Origin of the sequence: Streptococcus sp. D2 (assembly GCF_006385825.1) — a bacterium.
GTDB classification, from domain to species: domain Bacteria; phylum Bacillota; class Bacilli; order Lactobacillales; family Streptococcaceae; genus Streptococcus; species Streptococcus shenyangsis.
The window spans coordinates 64,225-82,248 of sequence record NZ_VFSI01000001.1; the positions used below are offsets into that span (position 1 = coordinate 64,225).

The following is an 18,024-nucleotide window of genomic DNA, read 5'->3' on the forward strand; positions in this document are numbered from 1 at the left end:
AAGTTATAGTGTTTCTAAATTGTGAATCACTCAAAACTGATTGTGATGGGACTATTCTAGCTTTAGAATTCTTCAAAAATTAAAATTTAAGGCAATCAATGGCTTAGAATAGTACAAAAACATTTAGTTTATAGGAATTCTAGGTCTAGGATTACATGGATATTTATGAAGTTAGGGTGTTCGATAGATAGAATTGTTCTATTCTGAAAGATTTGAGCTGTCAATCTTCTAGAATAGTAGTTTGCCAATGAATTTTGTTGAAAGATTCCTTGTTTTATGATAGTCTAAAGTAAAAGAAAGCCCTACCATTATATTTGTATCTTTAATCTGACTTGGTTTAGGTCTAGAAGAGGGATAGATATTTTGGATCTCCAAATAATAATTATATTTTCACTTGCAAAAAATGTACTTCAACTTTAACTAATGTAAAAGAAGAAAAGATCATGAAACGTTTATGACTTGTTGGAAAGAGAATGTGAACTAAAAATAGATTTAGGAGTAGGTAGATGAGTAATCTAGAGTCAATTCGTAAAGCGCATATCATCGTGTGGGGTGCCTATCTATTTTTATCATTAAGGGCGCCGCTAATTAGTAGCACAGAGTATTTCTTGCTTATTTTTTTAGCATTTCTCTATTCAATAGTATCGTTACCTATATACTCTGTGAAGAATAAAATAGTGTCCATTTGTTTGGCGATAAACTCGATTCTGTTAATGAGTTTCCCGATTTTGATCAATAAATATTTCCCAGGAAACGTTTCTACTTATATCGTATTAATTAGTATTTTTATCCTGGAGTTCTTAATCTTTAATAAACTTGGTAAAGATTTTGATACTAGACTAGCTAGCGAGTATAGGAAAATTAGTCAGTTTAAAAGTAAGATGTCTCAATCTCTTTGGATAAAATATTTAGAGATTTCTAGTTTTATATTAACTATATTTCCATTTATTCTTCATGGTACAGTTGATAATCGTGTATTGACTCTTATCTTTTTGATAAAAATTTGTGTAGATACTACGATAAAGGTTCTATTAAACAGAATTTTTAAGACAAGTAAGGTAATGAAAAGGAGGATATTTTCTCTTTTTGTACTAGATTTGATGGTCTATATATTTTTAAGTTATGTTTTAGTGATACAAAAAGACGGATATCTGTTTTCAATTCTACTAATTTTTTCTAATTTTTCACTTCCCTTTATCAGAGAAAAAGAGTATGAATTATTTAAAAATAAGAAGTGAGACAAATAGGGTTACATCTTCCTTCTCTTTAAAATCAAATAGTGAAAGGATATCTTATCTAGCTGACGAAGAGAAAAAAACGAAGTTGTCTATCGTTAGCCACATTAATGGAGAATTATCTCTCCATAACGAAGTTCTTTTTTCGAATCGATGTTACAGTAAACATAGCAATTGCTTATTTTATGGGAGATCGAATATGTTTAAACTAAGTGATAAAGCCAGAATAATATTTGCTATTATAGGAGCGAGTTCCATATTAGTCAACATGTATCTTATTCCTCTTATTAAAACTGAGAATAAATTTTGGGAAATACTTTTATTTATATTAGGTGTATTGCTAATTGGAATTTCATTACTTATTCCAAAAAAATAAATTTTGGAATAGTATTAGTGAGTAGGTAAACATTTATTGATTGGATTTTTTAATGCTATTGATGAATGTGATGGAAAAGTGACAATAAATTAAGGACAGGATGATAGCATTATGATGGTTGTTTTCATTTTGATGGTTGTGGTATTTCTGTATTATAAAATTACAGAGTATTTTCAGAATAGTTATATTGACTGTATACTATTTTTAACATTGCTGATTTCTCATTTGATATGGGATTACTATTTTTTACCCATTGAAGTCTTAGTAGCATTAAGTGGAGTAAATTTGTTGTCAAGATTTTTCAAAAAAAAGAGAAGCCAATAGATTTACTAATGAATTATTAAGACGAAAAGTAAAATTGGGATATTTAAAATGAAACATTTTTTTGCAGGATTTGGTGAAATAAACTTTATAAATTATCTTTTGTATATATGTGTAGGACTAGCCCCTCTTTTTCATATGTATGTCATAGATTCGGAAATGAGTTTTGTGAAAATAGTGTTATCTATTTTGGGAATTATATTTGTATGTTTGGGAATTATATTTGTATGTATTTTAACTATTGTTCGAATTTATAGAAGATTTTTCTATAATAAAAATAAACTTGATTAGAATAGTATGGGTTAGTTAATCAATTAGAACTATTATTCTTTGTGGTACTATACTACTTTTAAGTTTTAACATTGAACAGCTGGCTGAAGTGAAAGTTATTTATCTTAGGAAGGAAACTCAATGCCATACAAATTTCTACTTTTCGACCTTGACCACACTCTTCTTGATTTTGATGCTGCTGAGGATGTGGCTTTGACGCAACTTCTAAAAGAAGAAGGGATTGCAGATATTCAGGCTTATAAAGACTATTACGTTCCTATGAACAAGGCTCTCTGGAAGGACTTGGAACAAAAGAAAATCAGTAAACAAGAGCTAGTTAACACGCGTTTTTCTCGTTTATTTTCTCATTTTGGACAGGAAAAAGATGGTAGTTTTCTAGCCCAACGTTACCAATTTTACCTCGCAAAACAGGGACAAACGATTTCAGGAGCACATGAACTTTTGGACAGTCTCATCGAGCGAGATTATGAGCTATATGCTGCGACAAATGGCATTACTGCCATTCAGACAGGGCGCTTGGTTCAATCTGGTCTAGCGCCTTATTTCAATCAAGCCTTTATCTCAGAACAGTTGCAAACACAAAAGCCTGATGCTCTCTTTTATGAAAAGATTGGCCAACAGATTGCAGGTTTTAGCAAAGAAAAGACGCTGATGATTGGAGATTCCCTAACCGCCGACATTCAAGGTGGTAATAATGCTGGGATTGCCACTATCTGGTACAACCCTCATCACCTCGAAAATCACACACAAGCCCAGCCGAATTACGAAGTCCATTCTTACCAAGACTTGCTGGATTATTTAGATAAACTGTAAAAAGTGGTTTCCATAGCCACTTTTTGCTATAATAGAGGCAGTAAAAACGAAGGAGTCGGCTATGGAACACTCGTCTTGGCATGCTTTGATTAAGGAGCAATTACCTGAAGGTTATTTCGGGAAAATCAATCAGTTTATGGAGCAGGTCTATGCTCAGGGGGCTGTTTATCCGCCCAAGGAAAAGGTTTTTCAGGCTCTCTTGACAACACCGCTTGAAGAGGTTAAAGTGGTGATTCTAGGACAAGATCCCTATCATGGGCCAGGTCAAGCGCAGGGCTTGAGTTTTTCTGTACCTGACTCTATCCCAGCTCCGCCATCCTTACAAAATATCTTGAAAGAATTGTCAGATGATATCGGGGTCAAGAAGTCCCATGATTTGACAGCTTGGGCTGAACAAGGAGTTTTGCTTCTTAATGCTTGTTTGACGGTTCCTGCTGGACGGGCCAATGGTCATGCTGGGCAGGTATGGGAGCCTTTTACAGATGCTGTGATTCAGGTGGTCAATCATCTAGATAGACCAGTCGTTTTTGTACTCTGGGGAGCCTATGCACGCAAGAAGAAGGCCTTGGTTACCAATCCTCATCACTTGATTATCGAATCAGCCCATCCCAGTCCTTTGTCAGTTTATAGAGGATTTTGGGGTTCCAAGCCTTTTTCCAAGGTAAATACATTCTTAAAAGAGACAGGACAAGAGCCAATTGATTGGCTTAGATAAGGAGAAAATATGCCTCAGTTAGCGACGATTTGCTACATTGATAACGGGAAAGAACTACTCATGCTTCATCGCAATAAAAAGCCAAATGACGTCCATGCGGGTAAATGGATTGGTGTGGGGGGTAAGCTAGAGAGAGGAGAGACACCTCAGGAGTGCGCGGTGCGTGAAATCCTTGAAGAAACAGGGCTTAAAGCCCAGCCAGTTCTAAAAGGTGTTATCACTTTTCCTGAATTTACGCCAGATTTAGACTGGTACACCTATGTTTTTAAGGTGACGGAGTTCGAGGGTGACTTGGTTGACTGCAATGAGGGAACGCTAGAATGGGTTCCCTATGATGAGGTTTTGAGTAAGCCGACTTGGGAAGGTGACCATACCTTTGTTGGGTGGCTTTTAGAAGATAAACCCTTCTTTTCAGCCAAGTTTGTTTATGATGGGGATAAATTGTTGGATACCCAAGTTGATTTCTATGAATAAAGGAGAAAACAGATGCTACTAATCAAAAATGGTCGTGTAATGGATCCCAAGTCTGGTTTGGATCAAGTGTGTGATGTTTTAGTCCAAGAAGGTAAAATTGTCGAAATTGCACCTGAGATTAAAGAAGAAGGAGCAGAGATAATTGATGCTACTGGTCTAGTAGTTGCTCCTGGCTTGGTCGATATTCATGTTCATTTCCGTGAACCTGGTCAGACCCACAAGGAAGATATCCATACGGGTGCCCTAGCAGCCGCTGCAGGTGGCTTTACAACGGTTGTCATGATGGCTAATACTAGTCCAACTATTTCAGACGTAGAGACTTTGCAAGAAGTTCTCCAGTCAGCTGCCAAGGAAAAAATCAATGTTAAGACGGTTGCGACCATTACTAAGAACTTTAATGGCCAAGATTTGACTGACTTTAAAGCACTCTTAGAAGCTGGAGCAGTTGGTTTTTCTGATGACGGTATTCCGCTTGAAAGCAGTAAAGTTGTAAAGGAAGCCATGGAAGAAGCTAAAAAGCTTAATACCTTTATTAGTCTTCATGAGGAAGATCCAGGTTTGAACGGTGTTCTTGGCTTTAATGAAAATATCGCTAAAGAACATTTCCATATCTGTGGTGCGACTGGAGTGGCTGAGTATGCTATGATGGCGCGTGATGTCATGATTGCCTATGCAACTAAGGCTCATGTTCACATCCAGCATTTGTCTAAGGAAGAAAGTGTTAAAGTGGTGGAGTTTGCTCAGGGGCTAGGTGCGCAAGTCACAGCAGAAGTAGCGCCACAGCATTTCTCTAAGACAGAAGCACTTCTTTTGACACAAGGAAGCAATGCTAAGATGAATCCGCCACTTCGTTTGGAATCAGACCGTCGTGCTGTTATCGAAGGTCTCAAATCAGGCATCATCACAGTTATCGCAACTGACCACGCGCCTCACCATGCAGATGAGAAAAATGTTGAGGATATTACCAAAGCGCCATCTGGTATGACTGGTTTGGAAACATCTCTTTCTCTCGGTTTAACTTATTTGGTGGAAGCTGGGGAGTTGAGCTTGATGGAATTACTCGAAAAGATGACCTATAACCCAGCCAAGCTTTATAACTTTGAAGCAGGTTACTTGGCTGAGAATGGTCCAGCAGATATTACTATTTTTGATGCCAAGGCTGACCGTCTTGTGGACTCCCATTTTGCTTCGAAAGCAGCTAATTCACCATTCATTGGTGAAAGCTTAAAAGGGCAGATTAAATATACCATCTGTAAGGGACAAATTGTCTATCAAAACTAGGTGGGAGTCTGCTCTGTAAACAAAAAGAATAGAGAGCCTATATGTACCAAACCCATCATTTTAAAGACAAGTTTATATTATTTTTAAAGATATTTTTCCCTATCCTGATTTATCAATTTGCCAATTATTCTGCATCCTTTGTAGATACCACTATGACTGGTCAATACAATACCATGGACTTGGCTGGTGTGTCTATGGCAACCAGTATCTGGAATCCTTTCTTTACATTCCTGACAGGGATTGTATCAGCCCTGGTGCCCATCATTGGTCACCATCTTGGTCGAGGTAAAAAGGAAGAAGTTGCGTCTGATTTTTACCAGTTCATCTATCTGGCCTTGGGTCTATCTGTACTCTTGCTGGGAATGGTACTTTTCCTGGCACCACCAATCTTGAATCATATTGGACTAGAAGCACCGGTGGCGGCAGTAGCTGTTCGTTATCTCTGGTTTTTATCTATCGGGATTATCCCCTTGTTGCTCTTTAGTGTCATTCGTTCCTTGCTGGATTCGCTGGGCTTGACCAAACTTTCCATGTATCTCATGCTTTTGTTACTTCCTCTCAATAGTGGATTTAACTATCTCTTGATTTTCGGAGCCTTTGGTGTTCCAGAACTGGGAGGTGCTGGTGCTGGTTTAGGTACTTCCTTGGCTTATTGGGTCTTGCTGGGAATTTCTGTTCTAGTTTTATTTAAACAGGAGAAGCTCAAAGCCCTACATCTTGAGAAACGCATTCCGCTTAATATGGATAAAATCAAGGAAGGAGTTCGCTTAGGTTTGCCTATTGGGGGAACTGTCTTTGCGGAAGTTGCTATCTTTTCAGTGGTTGGCTTGATTATGGCTAAGTTCTCATCCTTGATTATCGCTAGTCACCAGTCAGCTATGAACTTTTCAACTCTCATGTACGCCTTTCCTATGAGTATCTCATCGGCTATGGCTATTGTCGTTTCCTATGAAGTGGGAGCCAAGCGATTTGATGATGCAAAAACCTATATTGGTCTAGGAAGATGGACAGCCCTTATTTTTGCAGGTTTCACCTTAACATTCCTTTACATTTTTCGAGGAAATGTGGCTAGTCTTTATGGTAACGACCCAGAATTCATTAATTTGACAGCGCGTTTTTTAACTTACAGCCTTTTCTTCCAGTTAGCAGATACCTTTGCAGCACCGCTTCAGGGAATTTTGCGGGGTTATAAGGATACAGTTATTCCTTTTTACCTTGGTTTGGTTGGTTACTGGGGGGTGACACTCCCAGTAGCTATGGTATTTGATTCCCTAACAGATTTTGGAGCGTACTCTTACTGGATTGGTTTGATTATTAGTCTAATCGTGAGCGGGGCTCTCTATCGTTGGCGTTTAACTGTGATTATGAAGAGATTTGAATCCGTAGCAAAATCTAAACGATAAAAAGTTTGTGAAAAAATATTCTTAATGAGAAAATCTCTTGTTTTCATGGGGTTTTCTTTTTTATTTTGTGAAATTTCTTTTAGAAAAACTTTGACAGTATTTTCCAAAAACGGTAAAATAGTAAGGTAAGAAGAAAGTTAGAAAGGCAAGAAGATGTCAACTTTAGATAAAAATCTTTTGCTAGAAATGTTCCGTAAGATGGAAGAAATCCGTCGTATGGACTTAAAAATTGCACAATTAGTAAAGAAAGGGAAAGTGCCAGGAATGACGCACTTTTCTGTTGGAGAAGAGGCAGCTAACGTGGGTGCTATGTTAGCTCTCAACCCAGACGATTTGATCACATCAAACCACCGTGGTCATGGACAAGCTATTGCCAAAGGAATTGACCTAAACGGAATGATGGCTGAAATCCTTGGTAAATACACTGGAACCTGTAAAGGTAAAGGTGGTTCTATGCATATCGCCGACCTTGATGCTGGTAACCTTGGTGCCAATGGTATCGTAGGTGGTGGTATGGGAATCGCTGTTGGTGCAGCCCTCAGTCAGCAAATGCAAAATACCGGAAAAATCGTTGTCTGCTTCTTTGGAGATGGTGCGACCAACGAAGGTGTTTTCCACGAAGCAGTAAATATGGCTTCTATTTGGAAGCTGCCAGTCATTTTCTACTGCATTAACAACGGTTACGGTATCTCTGCGGATATCAAGAAAATGACCAATGTAGAACATATCCATCAACGTAGCGCCGCTTACGGAATTCCTGGAATGTTCATCGAAGATGGAAACAACGTCATCGATGTCTATGAAGGATTTAAGAAAGCTGTAGACCATGTTCGTGGTGGCAATGGACCAGTCTTGATTGAGAGTATAACTTATCGCTGGCTTGGTCACTCATCATCTGACCCTGGTAAATATCGTACGCGTGAAGAAGTGGAATTGTGGAAACAAAAAGATCCAATCGAAAACCTTCGCAAGCATCTTATTGAAAATAACATTGCAAGTGCTACAGAATTGGAAGAAATTCAAGCGCAAGTCAAGGAAGCAGTAGAAGCTTCTGTTAAATTTGCGGAAGAAAGTCCATTCCCACCGCTTGAATCAGCATTTGAAGATATTTACGCAGACTAAGGAGAAAGAGATAAAATGGAAACAAAAACAATGTCCTTCCGTGACACCATTATCCTTGCTATGTCTGAGGAAATGCGTCGCGATGAAAATGTGTTCTTGATGGGAGAAGATGTCGGTGTCTTTGGAGGAGACTTCGGTACTTCTGTCGGAATGCTTGAAGAATTTGGCCCAGAACGTGTTCGTGACTGTCCGATTTCTGAAGCTGCCATCTCTGGAGCAGCAGCAGGAGCAGCCATGACAGGACTTCGTCCAATCGTTGATATGACCTTCATGGACTTCTCGGTTATTGCCATGGACAATATCGTCAACCAAGCTGCTAAAACTCGTTACATGTTTGGTGGTAAAGGTCAGGTTCCAATGACTGTTCGATGCGCAGCTGGTAATGGGGTAGGTTCTGCCGCTCAGCACTCACAATCTCTAGAGTCTTGGTTCACTCATATTCCTGGTCTTAAGGTTGTGGCACCAGGTACGCCTGCGGACATGAAAGGACTGCTCAAGTCTTCTATCCGTGATAACAACCCTGTTATCATTCTTGAGTACAAGTCAGAATTTAACCAAAAAGGGGAAGTGCCAGTTGATCCAGACTACACGATTCCACTTGGAGTTGGGGAAATCAAACGTGAAGGTACAGATGTAACAGTTGTTACTTATGGAAAAATGCTCCGTCGTGTGGTTCAAGCTGCTGAAGAATTAGCAGAAGAAGGAATTTCTGTTGAGATTGTTGACCCACGTACCCTTGTTCCGCTTGATAAGGATATCATCATAAACTCAGTTAAGAAGACTGGTAAGGTTGTTCTGGTTAACGACGCCCATAAAACAAGTGGCTATATCGGAGAGATTTCAGCAATTATTTCAGAGTCAGAAGCATTTGACTACCTAGATGCACCAATCCGTCGTTGCGCAGGAGAAGATGTGCCAATGCCTTATGCGCAAAACCTAGAAAATGCAATGATTCCAACAGTTGAAAGCATCAAAGATGCCATCCGAAAAACTTATAACAAAGAATAGTATTGCATAAGATAAATTATGTAAACATCGCATCCTATCACAAGAAGAGTTGGTTCGATAATAACCGATGAAAGATTTAGTCAGTCTACTAGGTTGACCGCTTGATAGCGGCAACCGTAGTAATTTGAGATACGTGTTGTATCCAAGTGATTTAAAGAGTTGCGACATGAGAGAGTCGAATCGATAATATTCGACGAATGAATTAGTCAGTCTACTAGGTTGACCGCCTAATAGCGGCAACCGTAGCAACTTGAGATACGTGTTGTATCCAAGTTGCTTGTAGAGTTGAACTCGGGCTAGAGTCTGTGTGAAAAAGATAAACTTTCCTAGAAACTAAAGTTTCTTTGTCAAGTTTCCTATTTTCACTTTGATTTTTTACGCCCTTAGTATCATAAATAGAATTGGAGAGGTCATGGCTGATGACAAGCTAAGAGCGACTCCTGCAGCTAGAAAGTTAGCGGATGATCTAGGGATCAACCTCTACGACGTTTCTGGCTCAGGTGCAAACGGTCGTGTCCACAAAGAAGACGTGGAAACTTATAAAGACACAAACGTGGTTCGCATTTCGCCACTTGCAAAACGAATTGCCCTCGAACATAATATTGCTTGGCAGGAAATCCAAGGAACGGGTCATCGTGGTAAGATTATGAAGAAGGACGTTTTGGCCTTGCTTCCTGAAAATATCGAAAACGATACCATCAAGTCTCCTGCTCAGATCGAAAAAATGGAAGAAGTTCCTGATAATGTAACACCATACGGTGAAATTGAGCGTATTCCAATGACACCAATGCGTAAGGTTATTGCCCAACGTATGGTTGAATCTTACCTAACTGCACCAACCTTCACGCTCAACTATGAAGTTGATATGACTGAAATGTTGGCACTTCGTAAGAAGGTTCTGGAGCCAATCATGGAAGCAACTGGGAAGAAGACTACTGTAACAGACCTTCTTTCACTTGCAGTTGTTAAAACTCTTATGAAACACCCTTACATCAACGCTTCATTGACAGAAGATGGCAAGACAATTATTACTCATAATTACGTCAACCTTGCCATGGCAGTTGGTATGGATAATGGATTGATGACACCTGTTGTTTACAATGCGGAGAAGATGAGCCTTTCAGATTTGGTTGTAGCCTTCAAAGACGTCATTGGCCGTACCTTGGATGGTAAATTAGCTCCAAGCGAACTGCAAAATTCAACATTTACTATCAGTAATTTGGGAATGTTTGGCGTTCAGTCCTTTGGTCCTATCATTAACCAACCAAACTCAGCTATCCTTGGTGTGAGTTCGACAATTGAGAAGCCAGTTGTCGTCAATGGTGAGATTGTGATTCGCCCAATCATGAGTCTAGGATTAACCATTGACCACCGTGTTGTGGATGGTATGGCTGGTGCTAAGTTTATGAAAGACTTGAAAGCCTTGATTGAAAATCCAATCTCAATGTTGATTTAAGAGCAAGAGTATTCATTTTTAAGATATAGATAAAGGAAGGAAGACATGGCCTTAGAAGTAATTATGCCAAAAGCCGGCGTGGATATGACAGAAGGACAAATCGTCCAATGGAATAAAAAAGTCGGAGAATTTGTAAAAGAAGGAGAAATCCTTTTGGAAATCATGACTGACAAAGTCAGCATGGAATTGGAAGCCGAAGAAGATGGTTACTTGATTGCTATCCTTAAAGGAGATGGTGAAACTGTTCCAGTAACGGAAGTTATCGGTTACCTTGGAGAAGAAGGGGAAAACATCCCAACAGCTGGATCAGCAGTGCCAGAAGCTAGCCCAGTACCTGCAGCAAGTGCTTCAAATGATGATGGTAAGAGCGATGATGCCTTTGATATTGTTGTGATTGGTGGAGGTCCTGCTGGTTATGTTGCAGCCATTAAAGCCGCCCAACTCGGCGGTAAGGTTGCCCTTGTTGAGAAATCTGAACTTGGTGGAACCTGCTTGAACCGTGGCTGTATCCCAACTAAGACCTATCTTCACAACGCTGAAATTATCGAAAACATCGGTCATGCTGCAAATCGTGGTATCGTGATTGAAAATCCTAACTTCACTGTTGATATGGAAAAACTTTTAGAAACTAAGTCTAAAGTTGTAAATACTCTTGTTGGTGGTGTTGCAGGACTTCTTCGTAGCTATGGAGTTACTGTTCATAAAGGAATTGGAACCATCACTAAAGACAAGAATGTCTTGGTAAATGGTTCAGAATTGCTTGAAACTAAGAAGATTATCCTTGCTGGTGGTTCAAAAGTCAGCAAGATTAACGTTCCTGGTATGGAATCATCACTTGTCATGACAAGTGATGACATTCTTGAAATTAACGAAGTTCCAGAAAGCCTTGTTATCATCGGTGGTGGAGTTGTCGGTATTGAACTCGGTCAAGCCTTCATGACATTTGGTTCTAAGGTAACTGTTATTGAAATGATGGACCGTATCGTGCCAGCTATGGATGCTGAAGTTTCTAAGAATCTTCGCTTGATTCTTGAACGAAAAGGTATGACTATCTTGACTGGTACTAAACTGCAAGAAATCATCGAAGAAGATGGTAAACTTCGTATCAAGATTGAAGGAAAAGACGATATTATCGCAAGCAAAGCTCTTCTTTCAATCGGTCGTGTACCAGACCTCGAAGGAATTGGTGAAGTAGAGTTCGAGTTAGACCGTGGTCGTATCAAGGTTAACGAGTACATGGAAACTTCTGTTCCTGGTATTTATGCACCAGGTGACATCAATGGTACCAAGATGTTGGCTCACGCAGCCTTCCGTATGGGTGAAGTAGCCGCTGAAAATGCCCTTAAAGGAAATCACCATGTTGCTAAATTGAACTTGACTCCTGCAGCTATTTACACACTTCCTGAAGTAGCAGCAGTTGGTTTAACAGAAGAACAAGCTCGTGAGAAATATGATGTCCAAATTGGTAAATTCAACTTTGCTGCTAATGGTCGTGCCATTGCATCAGATGCTGCTCAAGGATTTGTTAAAGTCATTGCAGACAAGAAATACGGGGAAATCCTTGGTGTTCACATCATTGGCCCTGCAGCTGCAGAGTTGATCAATGAAGCGTCAAGCATCATCGAAATGGAAATCACTGTAGAAGAAATGTTGAAGACTATCCACGGACACCCAACCTATTCTGAAGTGATGTATGAAGCATTTGCGGATGTTCTAGGAATGGCCATCCACTCACCTAAGAAAAAATAAAAGAAAGATAGATTAGACTGGAAAGATGTTTTCCAGTCTCTATCGTATAAAGGGATATCATGAAATATATTATCAATCATTCAAACGACACTGCCTTTAATATCGCCTTGGAAGAATATGCCTTTAAACACCTTTTGGATGAGGATCAAATCTTCCTGCTTTGGATTAACAAACCATCTATCATTGTTGGTCGTCACCAGAACACTATCGAAGAAATCAACCGGGATTATGTTCGCGAAAATGGCATTGAGGTGGTCCGCCGTATCAGCGGTGGTGGAGCTGTTTACCACGATTTAAATAACCTAAACTACACGATCATCTCAAAAGAAGATGAAAACAAGGCTTTTGACTTTAAGAGCTTCTCAACGCCAGTTATCAATACACTAGCTCAACTTGGGGTTAAAGCTGAGTTCACAGGCCGTAATGACTTAGAAATCGACGGTAAGAAATTCTGTGGTAATGCCCAAGCCTATATCAATGGTCGTATCATGCATCATGGTTGCTTGCTCTTTGACGTTGATTTGTCAGTCCTTGCTAACGCCCTCAAGGTTTCAAAGGATAAATTTGAATCAAAAGGTGTGAAATCCGTCCGTGCTCGCGTAACCAATATTATCAATGAATTACCAGAAAAAATCACTGTCGAAGAATTCCGTGATTTACTATTGGAATACATGAAAAAAGAGTACCCTGAAATGACAGAATACGTTTTTTCTGAGGAAGAATTGGCTGAAATCAATCGTATCAAGGACACCAAGTTTGGAACTTGGGACTGGAACTACGGTAAATCACCTGAATTTAACGTCCGTCGTGGAACCAAATTCACTAGTGGTAAGGTGGAAGTATTTGCTAATGTTCTCGAATCAAAAATCCAAGACATCAAGATTTATGGTGACTTCTTTGGTATCGAAGACGTTGCTGCAGTAGAAGATGTCCTTCGTGGAGTGAAATACGAACGCGAAGATGTCCTTAAAGCACTAGAAACAATTGATATTACACGCTACTTCGCTGGTATTAGTCGTGAAGAAATCGCTGAAGCAGTTGTAGAGTAAAGAAAAGCCATTTGTTAGTCATTGTGGGGGTGAAGAAAAGATATCCTCTGGATAGGACAAATCTTGAAGTCTGCTGAAAGAAAATCAAAAAGAACTCGCTTCCAATCCTTAATAAAAAACTAGGTAGGGTTGAATATAGAGATAAGAAAGTTAGTAATAGATTGAATGTAAGGTGACATAGGCGCGAGTTGCTTTTTGATTTCTATATAGTGTAAATACCACCAAAAGACTATTATCTCTTATAGTTGAACTATACCTCAAAAGTCATAGAGCCGTTTTTGTGAGGTTCTACAGAAGATTTGGAATAAGCAAAAAGCTTTAAATCAATAGTCTAAACTGTTTGATTTAAAGCTTTTTTTACTTTTAATAAGATTTTCCCAGCTTCATATACAAACTAATACTCAATGAAAATCAAAGAGCAAACTAGGAAACTAGTCACAGGCTGCTCAAAAAACTGTTTTGAGGTTGTGGATAGAACTGACAGAGTCAGTATCGTATACCTACGGCAAGGCGACGTTGACGTGGTTTGAAGAGATTTTAGAAGAGTATAAAATCATGTTTTTGAACTCATGTTTCTAATCTACTTTTTGTTGCTGAGAGAAAACAGTTTTTGAAAAATGGTGGATGCTGATAACAACTGATAACCAGCAAACAACATAAGCAGTACCTGTAAATTCTGTACCGATAAAGTATGTTTTTTCAACTAAGAGCTGACCGATGAATGGGGAGAGGAGATAGAGAATTCCGATGAGTATATGTTCTTTATGTTTCATTAAAGCGCACCTTCTTTCCTGATGCTTAGAACGACTTACAAGTGTTAAATTGAATGGTGTTTCATCGAAGTAAGCTTACTAGAGTAATAATTTTCGATTCCCTCCTTTTCAAAGTAAGCCTTTTCACACTTATATTTTACAATTTTAAAAATAGGAAATCAAATTATTTTCTAAGTAATTTTGCTTACATTTCCCCCAATCTTACAAAAATGTAAGATTAAAGTCTCTTTTGTAAGGTTAGGTTATGGCAAGCGGTCTTTTTTTGATGTAAACTAGACTCATAAAGAACAAAGGAGTAACATCATGAAACAAATCTTACAGAAGAAAACAAGAAAACCAAGCCATAAAGATATCGAGCGTGTTCAACTGGGATGCGCTATGATGCAAGAGACATTTCATTTGATGGGATATTAAGAAAGGAGATTCTCATGACACTTTTAGATGTAAAACACGTTCAAAAAATTTATAAAACTCGTTTTCAGGGCAACCAAGTAGAGGCCCTCAAGGATATTCACTTTACCGTAGAAAAGGGCGACTACGTTGCTATCATGGGTGAGTCTGGTTCTGGTAAATCCACTCTTCTAAATATCCTAGCTATGCTGGACAAACCAAGTCGTGGTCAGGTTTACCTGAACGGAACAGATACCGCAACCATCAAAAATTCACAGGCTTCGAGTTTCCGGCGTGAAAAGTTGGGTTTCGTCTTCCAAGACTTTAACTTGCTAGATACTCTGTCTGTTAAGGACAATATCTTGCTTCCGCTTGTCTTGTCAAGAAGACCCATTACGGAAATGATGAAGAAATTGGTGGTGACAGCTGAGAATCTGGGGATCAACCAATTGCAAGAGAAGTATCCTTACGAGATTTCAGGTGGGCAGAAACAGCGTGTAGCAGTAGCCCGCGCCATCATCACAGAACCTGAAATTCTCCTTGCGGACGAGCCTACAGGGGCACTTGACTCCAAATCATCTGCAGCCTTACTTGATGTCTTTGATGAAATCAATGAGCGTGGCCAAACCATTCTCATGGTAACCCACTCAACAGCGGCAGCTAGCAGGGCAAAACGTGTGCTCTTTATCAAAGACGGCATTCTTTACAACCAAATCTACCGTGGAGAGAAGACAGAACGTCAGATGTTCCAAGAGATCTCTGATACCTTGACTGTCATGGCAAGCGAGGTGAATTAGTATGTTTCGATTAACCAATAAGTTAGCGGTATCGAACTTGATTAAAAACCGCAAACTCTACTATCCTTTTGCTCTGGCTGTTCTCTTGGCAGTCACCGTCACCTATCTCTTTTACTCTCTAACCTTCAATCCCAAGATTGCTGAAATCCGTGGAGGAACAACCATTCAGGCTACACTTGGATTTGGTATGGTTGTCGTCACCCTTGCGTCAGCCATTATCGTCCTCTATGCCAATAGTTTTGTCATGAAAAATCGTTCCAAGGAACTGGGAATTTATGGCATGTTGGGATTGGAAAAGCGCCATTTAATCAGTATGACCTTTAAGGAGTTAGTGGTATTTGGGATTCTAACTGTTGGAGCGGGTATCGGTATTGGAGCCTTGTTTGACAAGTTAATTTTCGCTTTCTTGCTCAAACTGATGAAATTGAAGGTTGAGCTGGTCGCTACCTTCCAAATGAATGTTGTCATTGCAGTACTTGTTGTTTTCGGTTTGATTTTCCTAGGCCTCATGTTCCTGAATGCCCTTCGAATTGCCCGTATGAATGCCCTCCAGCTCTCGCGTGAGAAAGCAAGCGGAGAGAAAAAAGGTCGCTTCCTTCCTCTCCAAACGATTCTTGGTTCGATTAGTTTAGGGATTGGCTATTATCTTGCCCTTACGGTAAAAGATCCTCTCACAGCCCTAACAACTTTCTTCCTAGCTGTTTTGCTGGTTATCTTTGGTACCTATCTCTTGTTTAATGCAGGAATTACCGTTTTCCTCCAAATCTTAAAGAAAAACAAAAAATACTATTACCAACCTAATAACCTCATCTCAGTGTCCAACTTGATTTTCCGTATGAAGAAAAATGCGGTTGGGCTAGCAACTATCGCTATCTTGTCAACAATGGTTTTGGTAACCATGTCTGCAGCGACAAGTATTTTCAATGCCTCAGAATCCTTTAAAAAAGTTCTGAATCCTCATGATTTTGGGGTTTCAGGGCAAAATGTTGAAAAAGAAGATTTGGACAAACTCTTGAGCCAGTTTGCAAGTGACAAAGGTTATAAGATTAAAGAGAAAGAAGTTCTTCGTTACGCTTACTTTGGTGTTGCAAACCAAGAAGGTAGCAAGTTAACCCTTTTTGAAAAAGGACAAAATCGTGTCCAACCCACAACAGTTTTCATGGTATTTGACCAAAAAGATTATGAAAATATGACTGGCCAAAAACTGTCTCTATCAGGAAATGAGGTCGGACTCTTTGCAAAGAATGAGGGAGTTAAAGAACAGAAAGCTCTAACTCTAAATGATCATCAATTTTCTGTAAAAGAAGAATTTAATACAGATTTTATTGTGAACCATGTACCAAATCAGTTTAATATTTTTACTACTGATTACAATTACCTTGTTGTACCTGATTTACAAGCATTTTTAGACCAATTTCCAGATTCGGCTATCTATAATCAGCTTTACGGTGGTATGAATGTAAATGCCAACGAAGAAGAACAACTCAAGGTCGCTGAAGAATATGATAAATACCTCAATCAGTTTAATGCTCAATTAAACACGGAAGGTAGCTATGTGTATGGTAGCAATCTAGCAGATGCTAGTGCTCAAATGAGTGCCCTCTTTGGCGGTGTCTTCTTTATCGGTATTTTCCTATCCATTATCTTTATGGTCGGAACCGTTCTGGTCATCTACTACAAACAAATTTCTGAAGGATATGAAGACCGTGAGCGCTTTATTATCTTGCAGAAAGTCGGTTTAGATCAAAAGCAAATCAAGCAAACCATCAACAAACAGGTTTTAACTGTTTTCTTCCTTCCTTTGCTTTTTGCCTTCATACATCTAGCCTTTGCCTACCATATGCTTAGTCTGATTTTAAAAGTGATTGGTGTAATAGATACGAATATGATGTTGATTGTGACCTTGTCTATCTGCGCTATCTTCCTCATCGCCTATGTGCTGATTTTCATGATTACTTCAAGAAGTTATCGCAAGATTGTCCAAATGTAAAAAAAGATACCTCGACTTCAAAATCGAGGTATTTCTTGTGTTTTAAATGCTGAAAAGTTGTCCGAGCAGGAAGGTAACTCCCATGGTCAAGAGGCCAATAGCTAGGTTCCGAATCATAGCTGTTTTGGTTGGAGCTTTTCCAAGTTTGGCACTAGTGTAACCAGTGAGAAGAAGGGCGACACCGACGATAAGGACAGTAGCAGGGATGCGGTATTCACTTGGGAAAATGGTAATTGAAAGCATTGGTGGTAAGCTACCAAGGAAAAAGGCAACAAAACTAGAAATGGCAGCATGCCAAGGATTTGTAAACTCTTCATACTCAATCCCATATTTTTCCTCTACCAAAGCCTTGAGCGGATTATTTAAAAAGGCTTTGTTGGTGAGAAGTTGGGCTGATGTTTCACACTCGCCATTTTGAATATAGGCAGCATAGAGAGACTTTTTGGCTAGTTCCATATCTTGGTCTAGCAAGACTTGCTCACGCGCAACGGCTGCTTCCTCGGTATCTTTTTGAGTTGAAACGGACACATATTCTCCGCCTGCCATTGAAAAGGCACCTGCCAAAATAGCTGCAAATCCTGATAAAAAGATAATCCAGATATTGCTCGTAGCACTAGCAACCCCGATAACCACACCAGCGATGGAAATAATCCCATCATTAGCACCAAGAACACCTGCACGCAGGACATTTAAACGACCTGCAAAATTTGAATCGATTTCGTGATTTGTTTCTGACATACTATACTCCTTTTTATCCAGTATAAAGGAAACAGGTAATGAA

The 18,024-nt window shown here is 39.3% G+C and carries 18 protein-coding genes; 16 read left to right on the top strand and 2 right to left on the bottom strand.

Annotated features, from left to right (window positions below; translation table 11 throughout):
• Positions 1-506 precede the first annotated feature (506 nt).
• From FJR73_RS00295 to FJR73_RS00355, 14 genes are all read left to right on the top strand, one after another.
• The gene (locus tag FJR73_RS00295) at positions 507-1,238 is read left to right on the top strand and encodes a hypothetical protein (protein ID WP_061759079.1); all 732 of its coding nucleotides are present in this window, start codon (positions 507-509) and stop codon (positions 1,236-1,238) included.
• A gap of 196 nt (positions 1,239-1,434) precedes the next feature.
• Positions 1,435-1,611 (top strand): hypothetical protein, encoded by a 177-nt coding sequence (locus FJR73_RS10110; RefSeq protein WP_181146564.1) that lies wholly within the window; start codon positions 1,435-1,437, stop codon positions 1,609-1,611.
• A 111-nt stretch (positions 1,612-1,722) separates the two neighbouring features.
• Entirely contained in the window at positions 1,723-1,935 is a 213-nt protein-coding gene (locus FJR73_RS10285; RefSeq protein WP_061759081.1) for a hypothetical protein, read from the top strand.
• 48 nt (positions 1,936-1,983) lie between these two features.
• Entirely contained in the window at positions 1,984-2,223 is a 240-nt protein-coding gene (locus FJR73_RS10290; RefSeq protein WP_079114825.1) for a hypothetical protein, read from the top strand.
• Positions 2,224-2,343: 120 nt separating this feature from the next.
• Positions 2,344-3,036 carry a YjjG family noncanonical pyrimidine nucleotidase gene (locus FJR73_RS00310; RefSeq protein WP_140832600.1) on the top strand — a complete coding sequence of 231 codons (693 nt, stop codon included), beginning with the start codon at positions 2,344-2,346 and terminating at the stop codon, positions 3,034-3,036.
• A gap of 61 nt (positions 3,037-3,097) precedes the next feature.
• Positions 3,098-3,751, top strand: a complete 654-nt coding sequence (locus FJR73_RS00315) for a uracil-DNA glycosylase (protein ID WP_140832602.1) — start codon at positions 3,098-3,100, stop codon at positions 3,749-3,751.
• A gap of 9 nt (positions 3,752-3,760) precedes the next feature.
• A complete protein-coding gene (locus tag FJR73_RS00320; RefSeq protein WP_140832605.1) occupies positions 3,761-4,225 on the top strand; it encodes an 8-oxo-dGTP diphosphatase in 465 nt (154 codons plus the stop codon).
• Between the two features lie 12 nt (positions 4,226-4,237).
• Positions 4,238-5,506, top strand: a complete 1,269-nt coding sequence (locus tag FJR73_RS00325) for a dihydroorotase (protein WP_140832608.1) — start codon at positions 4,238-4,240, stop codon at positions 5,504-5,506.
• Between the two features lie 41 nt (positions 5,507-5,547).
• On the top strand, positions 5,548-6,909 hold the full coding sequence (gene pdrM / locus FJR73_RS00330) for a sodium-coupled multidrug efflux MATE transporter PdrM (RefSeq protein WP_140832611.1): 1,362 nt from the start codon (positions 5,548-5,550) through the stop codon (positions 6,907-6,909).
• A gap of 153 nt (positions 6,910-7,062) precedes the next feature.
• Complete coding sequence (locus FJR73_RS00335) at positions 7,063-8,031, top strand: thiamine pyrophosphate-dependent dehydrogenase E1 component subunit alpha (protein WP_140832613.1); 969 nt, start codon at positions 7,063-7,065, stop codon at positions 8,029-8,031.
• A 15-nt stretch (positions 8,032-8,046) separates the two neighbouring features.
• Positions 8,047-9,039: an alpha-ketoacid dehydrogenase subunit beta gene (locus FJR73_RS00340; protein WP_000448714.1), complete on the top strand. Its 993-nt coding sequence runs from the start codon at positions 8,047-8,049 to the stop codon at positions 9,037-9,039.
• Positions 9,040-9,451: 412 nt separating this feature from the next.
• Entirely contained in the window at positions 9,452-10,495 is a 1,044-nt protein-coding gene (locus FJR73_RS00345) for a dihydrolipoamide acetyltransferase (RefSeq protein WP_140832615.1), read from the top strand.
• Between the two features lie 45 nt (positions 10,496-10,540).
• Positions 10,541-12,244, top strand: a complete 1,704-nt coding sequence (lpdA, locus tag FJR73_RS00350) for a dihydrolipoyl dehydrogenase (RefSeq protein WP_140832617.1) — start codon at positions 10,541-10,543, stop codon at positions 12,242-12,244.
• A gap of 59 nt (positions 12,245-12,303) precedes the next feature.
• Entirely contained in the window at positions 12,304-13,293 is a 990-nt protein-coding gene (locus FJR73_RS00355; RefSeq protein WP_061759091.1) for a lipoate--protein ligase, read from the top strand.
• Between the two features lie 575 nt (positions 13,294-13,868).
• On the opposite strand, the gene FJR73_RS00360 is transcribed toward FJR73_RS00355, so the two are convergent.
• Positions 13,869-14,066 carry a hypothetical protein gene (locus FJR73_RS00360; RefSeq protein WP_140832619.1) on the bottom strand — a complete coding sequence of 66 codons (198 nt, stop codon included), beginning with the start codon at positions 14,064-14,066 and terminating at the stop codon, positions 13,869-13,871.
• A 428-nt stretch (positions 14,067-14,494) separates the two neighbouring features.
• Here FJR73_RS00360 and FJR73_RS00365 point away from each other — a divergent pair, with 428 nt between their 5' ends.
• Both FJR73_RS00365 and FJR73_RS00370 read left to right on the top strand, forming a co-directional pair.
• Positions 14,495-15,253 (top strand): ABC transporter ATP-binding protein, encoded by a 759-nt coding sequence (locus FJR73_RS00365; RefSeq protein ID WP_000173358.1) that lies wholly within the window; start codon positions 14,495-14,497, stop codon positions 15,251-15,253.
• A gap of 1 nt (position 15,254) precedes the next feature.
• Entirely contained in the window at positions 15,255-17,243 is a 1,989-nt protein-coding gene (locus FJR73_RS00370; RefSeq protein WP_140832621.1) for an ABC transporter permease, read from the top strand.
• Between the two features lie 42 nt (positions 17,244-17,285).
• Here the strand turns inward: FJR73_RS00370 and FJR73_RS00375 are convergent, their stop codons facing one another.
• Positions 17,286-17,981, bottom strand: coding sequence for a VIT family protein (locus tag FJR73_RS00375; RefSeq protein WP_140832623.1), 696 nt, complete (start codon positions 17,979-17,981; stop codon positions 17,286-17,288).
• Positions 17,982-18,024: the final 43 nt, after the last annotated feature.

Excerpts from the sequence above, each read along its gene's own strand:
- FJR73_RS00295 (WP_061759079.1), top strand. The coding sequence starts at position 507 with ATGAGTAATCTAGAGTCAATTCGTAAAGCGCATATCATCGTGTGGGGT.
- FJR73_RS10110 (WP_181146564.1), top strand. The coding sequence starts at position 1,435 with ATGTTTAAACTAAGTGATAAAGCCAGAATAATATTTGCTATTATAGGA.
- FJR73_RS10285 (WP_061759081.1), top strand. The coding sequence starts at position 1,723 with ATGATGGTTGTTTTCATTTTGATGGTTGTGGTATTTCTGTATTATAAA.
- FJR73_RS10290 (WP_079114825.1), top strand. The coding sequence starts at position 1,984 with ATGAAACATTTTTTTGCAGGATTTGGTGAAATAAACTTTATAAATTAT.
- FJR73_RS00310 (WP_140832600.1), top strand. The coding sequence starts at position 2,344 with ATGCCATACAAATTTCTACTTTTCGACCTTGACCACACTCTTCTTGAT.
- FJR73_RS00315 (WP_140832602.1), top strand. The coding sequence starts at position 3,098 with ATGGAACACTCGTCTTGGCATGCTTTGATTAAGGAGCAATTACCTGAA.
- FJR73_RS00320 (WP_140832605.1), top strand. The coding sequence starts at position 3,761 with ATGCCTCAGTTAGCGACGATTTGCTACATTGATAACGGGAAAGAACTA.
- FJR73_RS00325 (WP_140832608.1), top strand. The coding sequence starts at position 4,238 with ATGCTACTAATCAAAAATGGTCGTGTAATGGATCCCAAGTCTGGTTTG.
- pdrM (WP_140832611.1), top strand. The coding sequence starts at position 5,548 with ATGTACCAAACCCATCATTTTAAAGACAAGTTTATATTATTTTTAAAG.
- FJR73_RS00335 (WP_140832613.1), top strand. The coding sequence starts at position 7,063 with ATGTCAACTTTAGATAAAAATCTTTTGCTAGAAATGTTCCGTAAGATG.
- FJR73_RS00340 (WP_000448714.1), top strand. The coding sequence starts at position 8,047 with ATGGAAACAAAAACAATGTCCTTCCGTGACACCATTATCCTTGCTATG.
- FJR73_RS00345 (WP_140832615.1), top strand. The coding sequence starts at position 9,452 with ATGGCTGATGACAAGCTAAGAGCGACTCCTGCAGCTAGAAAGTTAGCG.
- lpdA (WP_140832617.1), top strand. The coding sequence starts at position 10,541 with ATGGCCTTAGAAGTAATTATGCCAAAAGCCGGCGTGGATATGACAGAA.
- FJR73_RS00355 (WP_061759091.1), top strand. The coding sequence starts at position 12,304 with ATGAAATATATTATCAATCATTCAAACGACACTGCCTTTAATATCGCC.
- FJR73_RS00360 (WP_140832619.1), bottom strand. The coding sequence starts at position 14,066 with ATGAAACATAAAGAACATATACTCATCGGAATTCTCTATCTCCTCTCC.
- FJR73_RS00365 (WP_000173358.1), top strand. The coding sequence starts at position 14,495 with ATGACACTTTTAGATGTAAAACACGTTCAAAAAATTTATAAAACTCGT.
- FJR73_RS00370 (WP_140832621.1), top strand. The coding sequence starts at position 15,255 with ATGTTTCGATTAACCAATAAGTTAGCGGTATCGAACTTGATTAAAAAC.
- FJR73_RS00375 (WP_140832623.1), bottom strand. The coding sequence starts at position 17,981 with ATGTCAGAAACAAATCACGAAATCGATTCAAATTTTGCAGGTCGTTTA.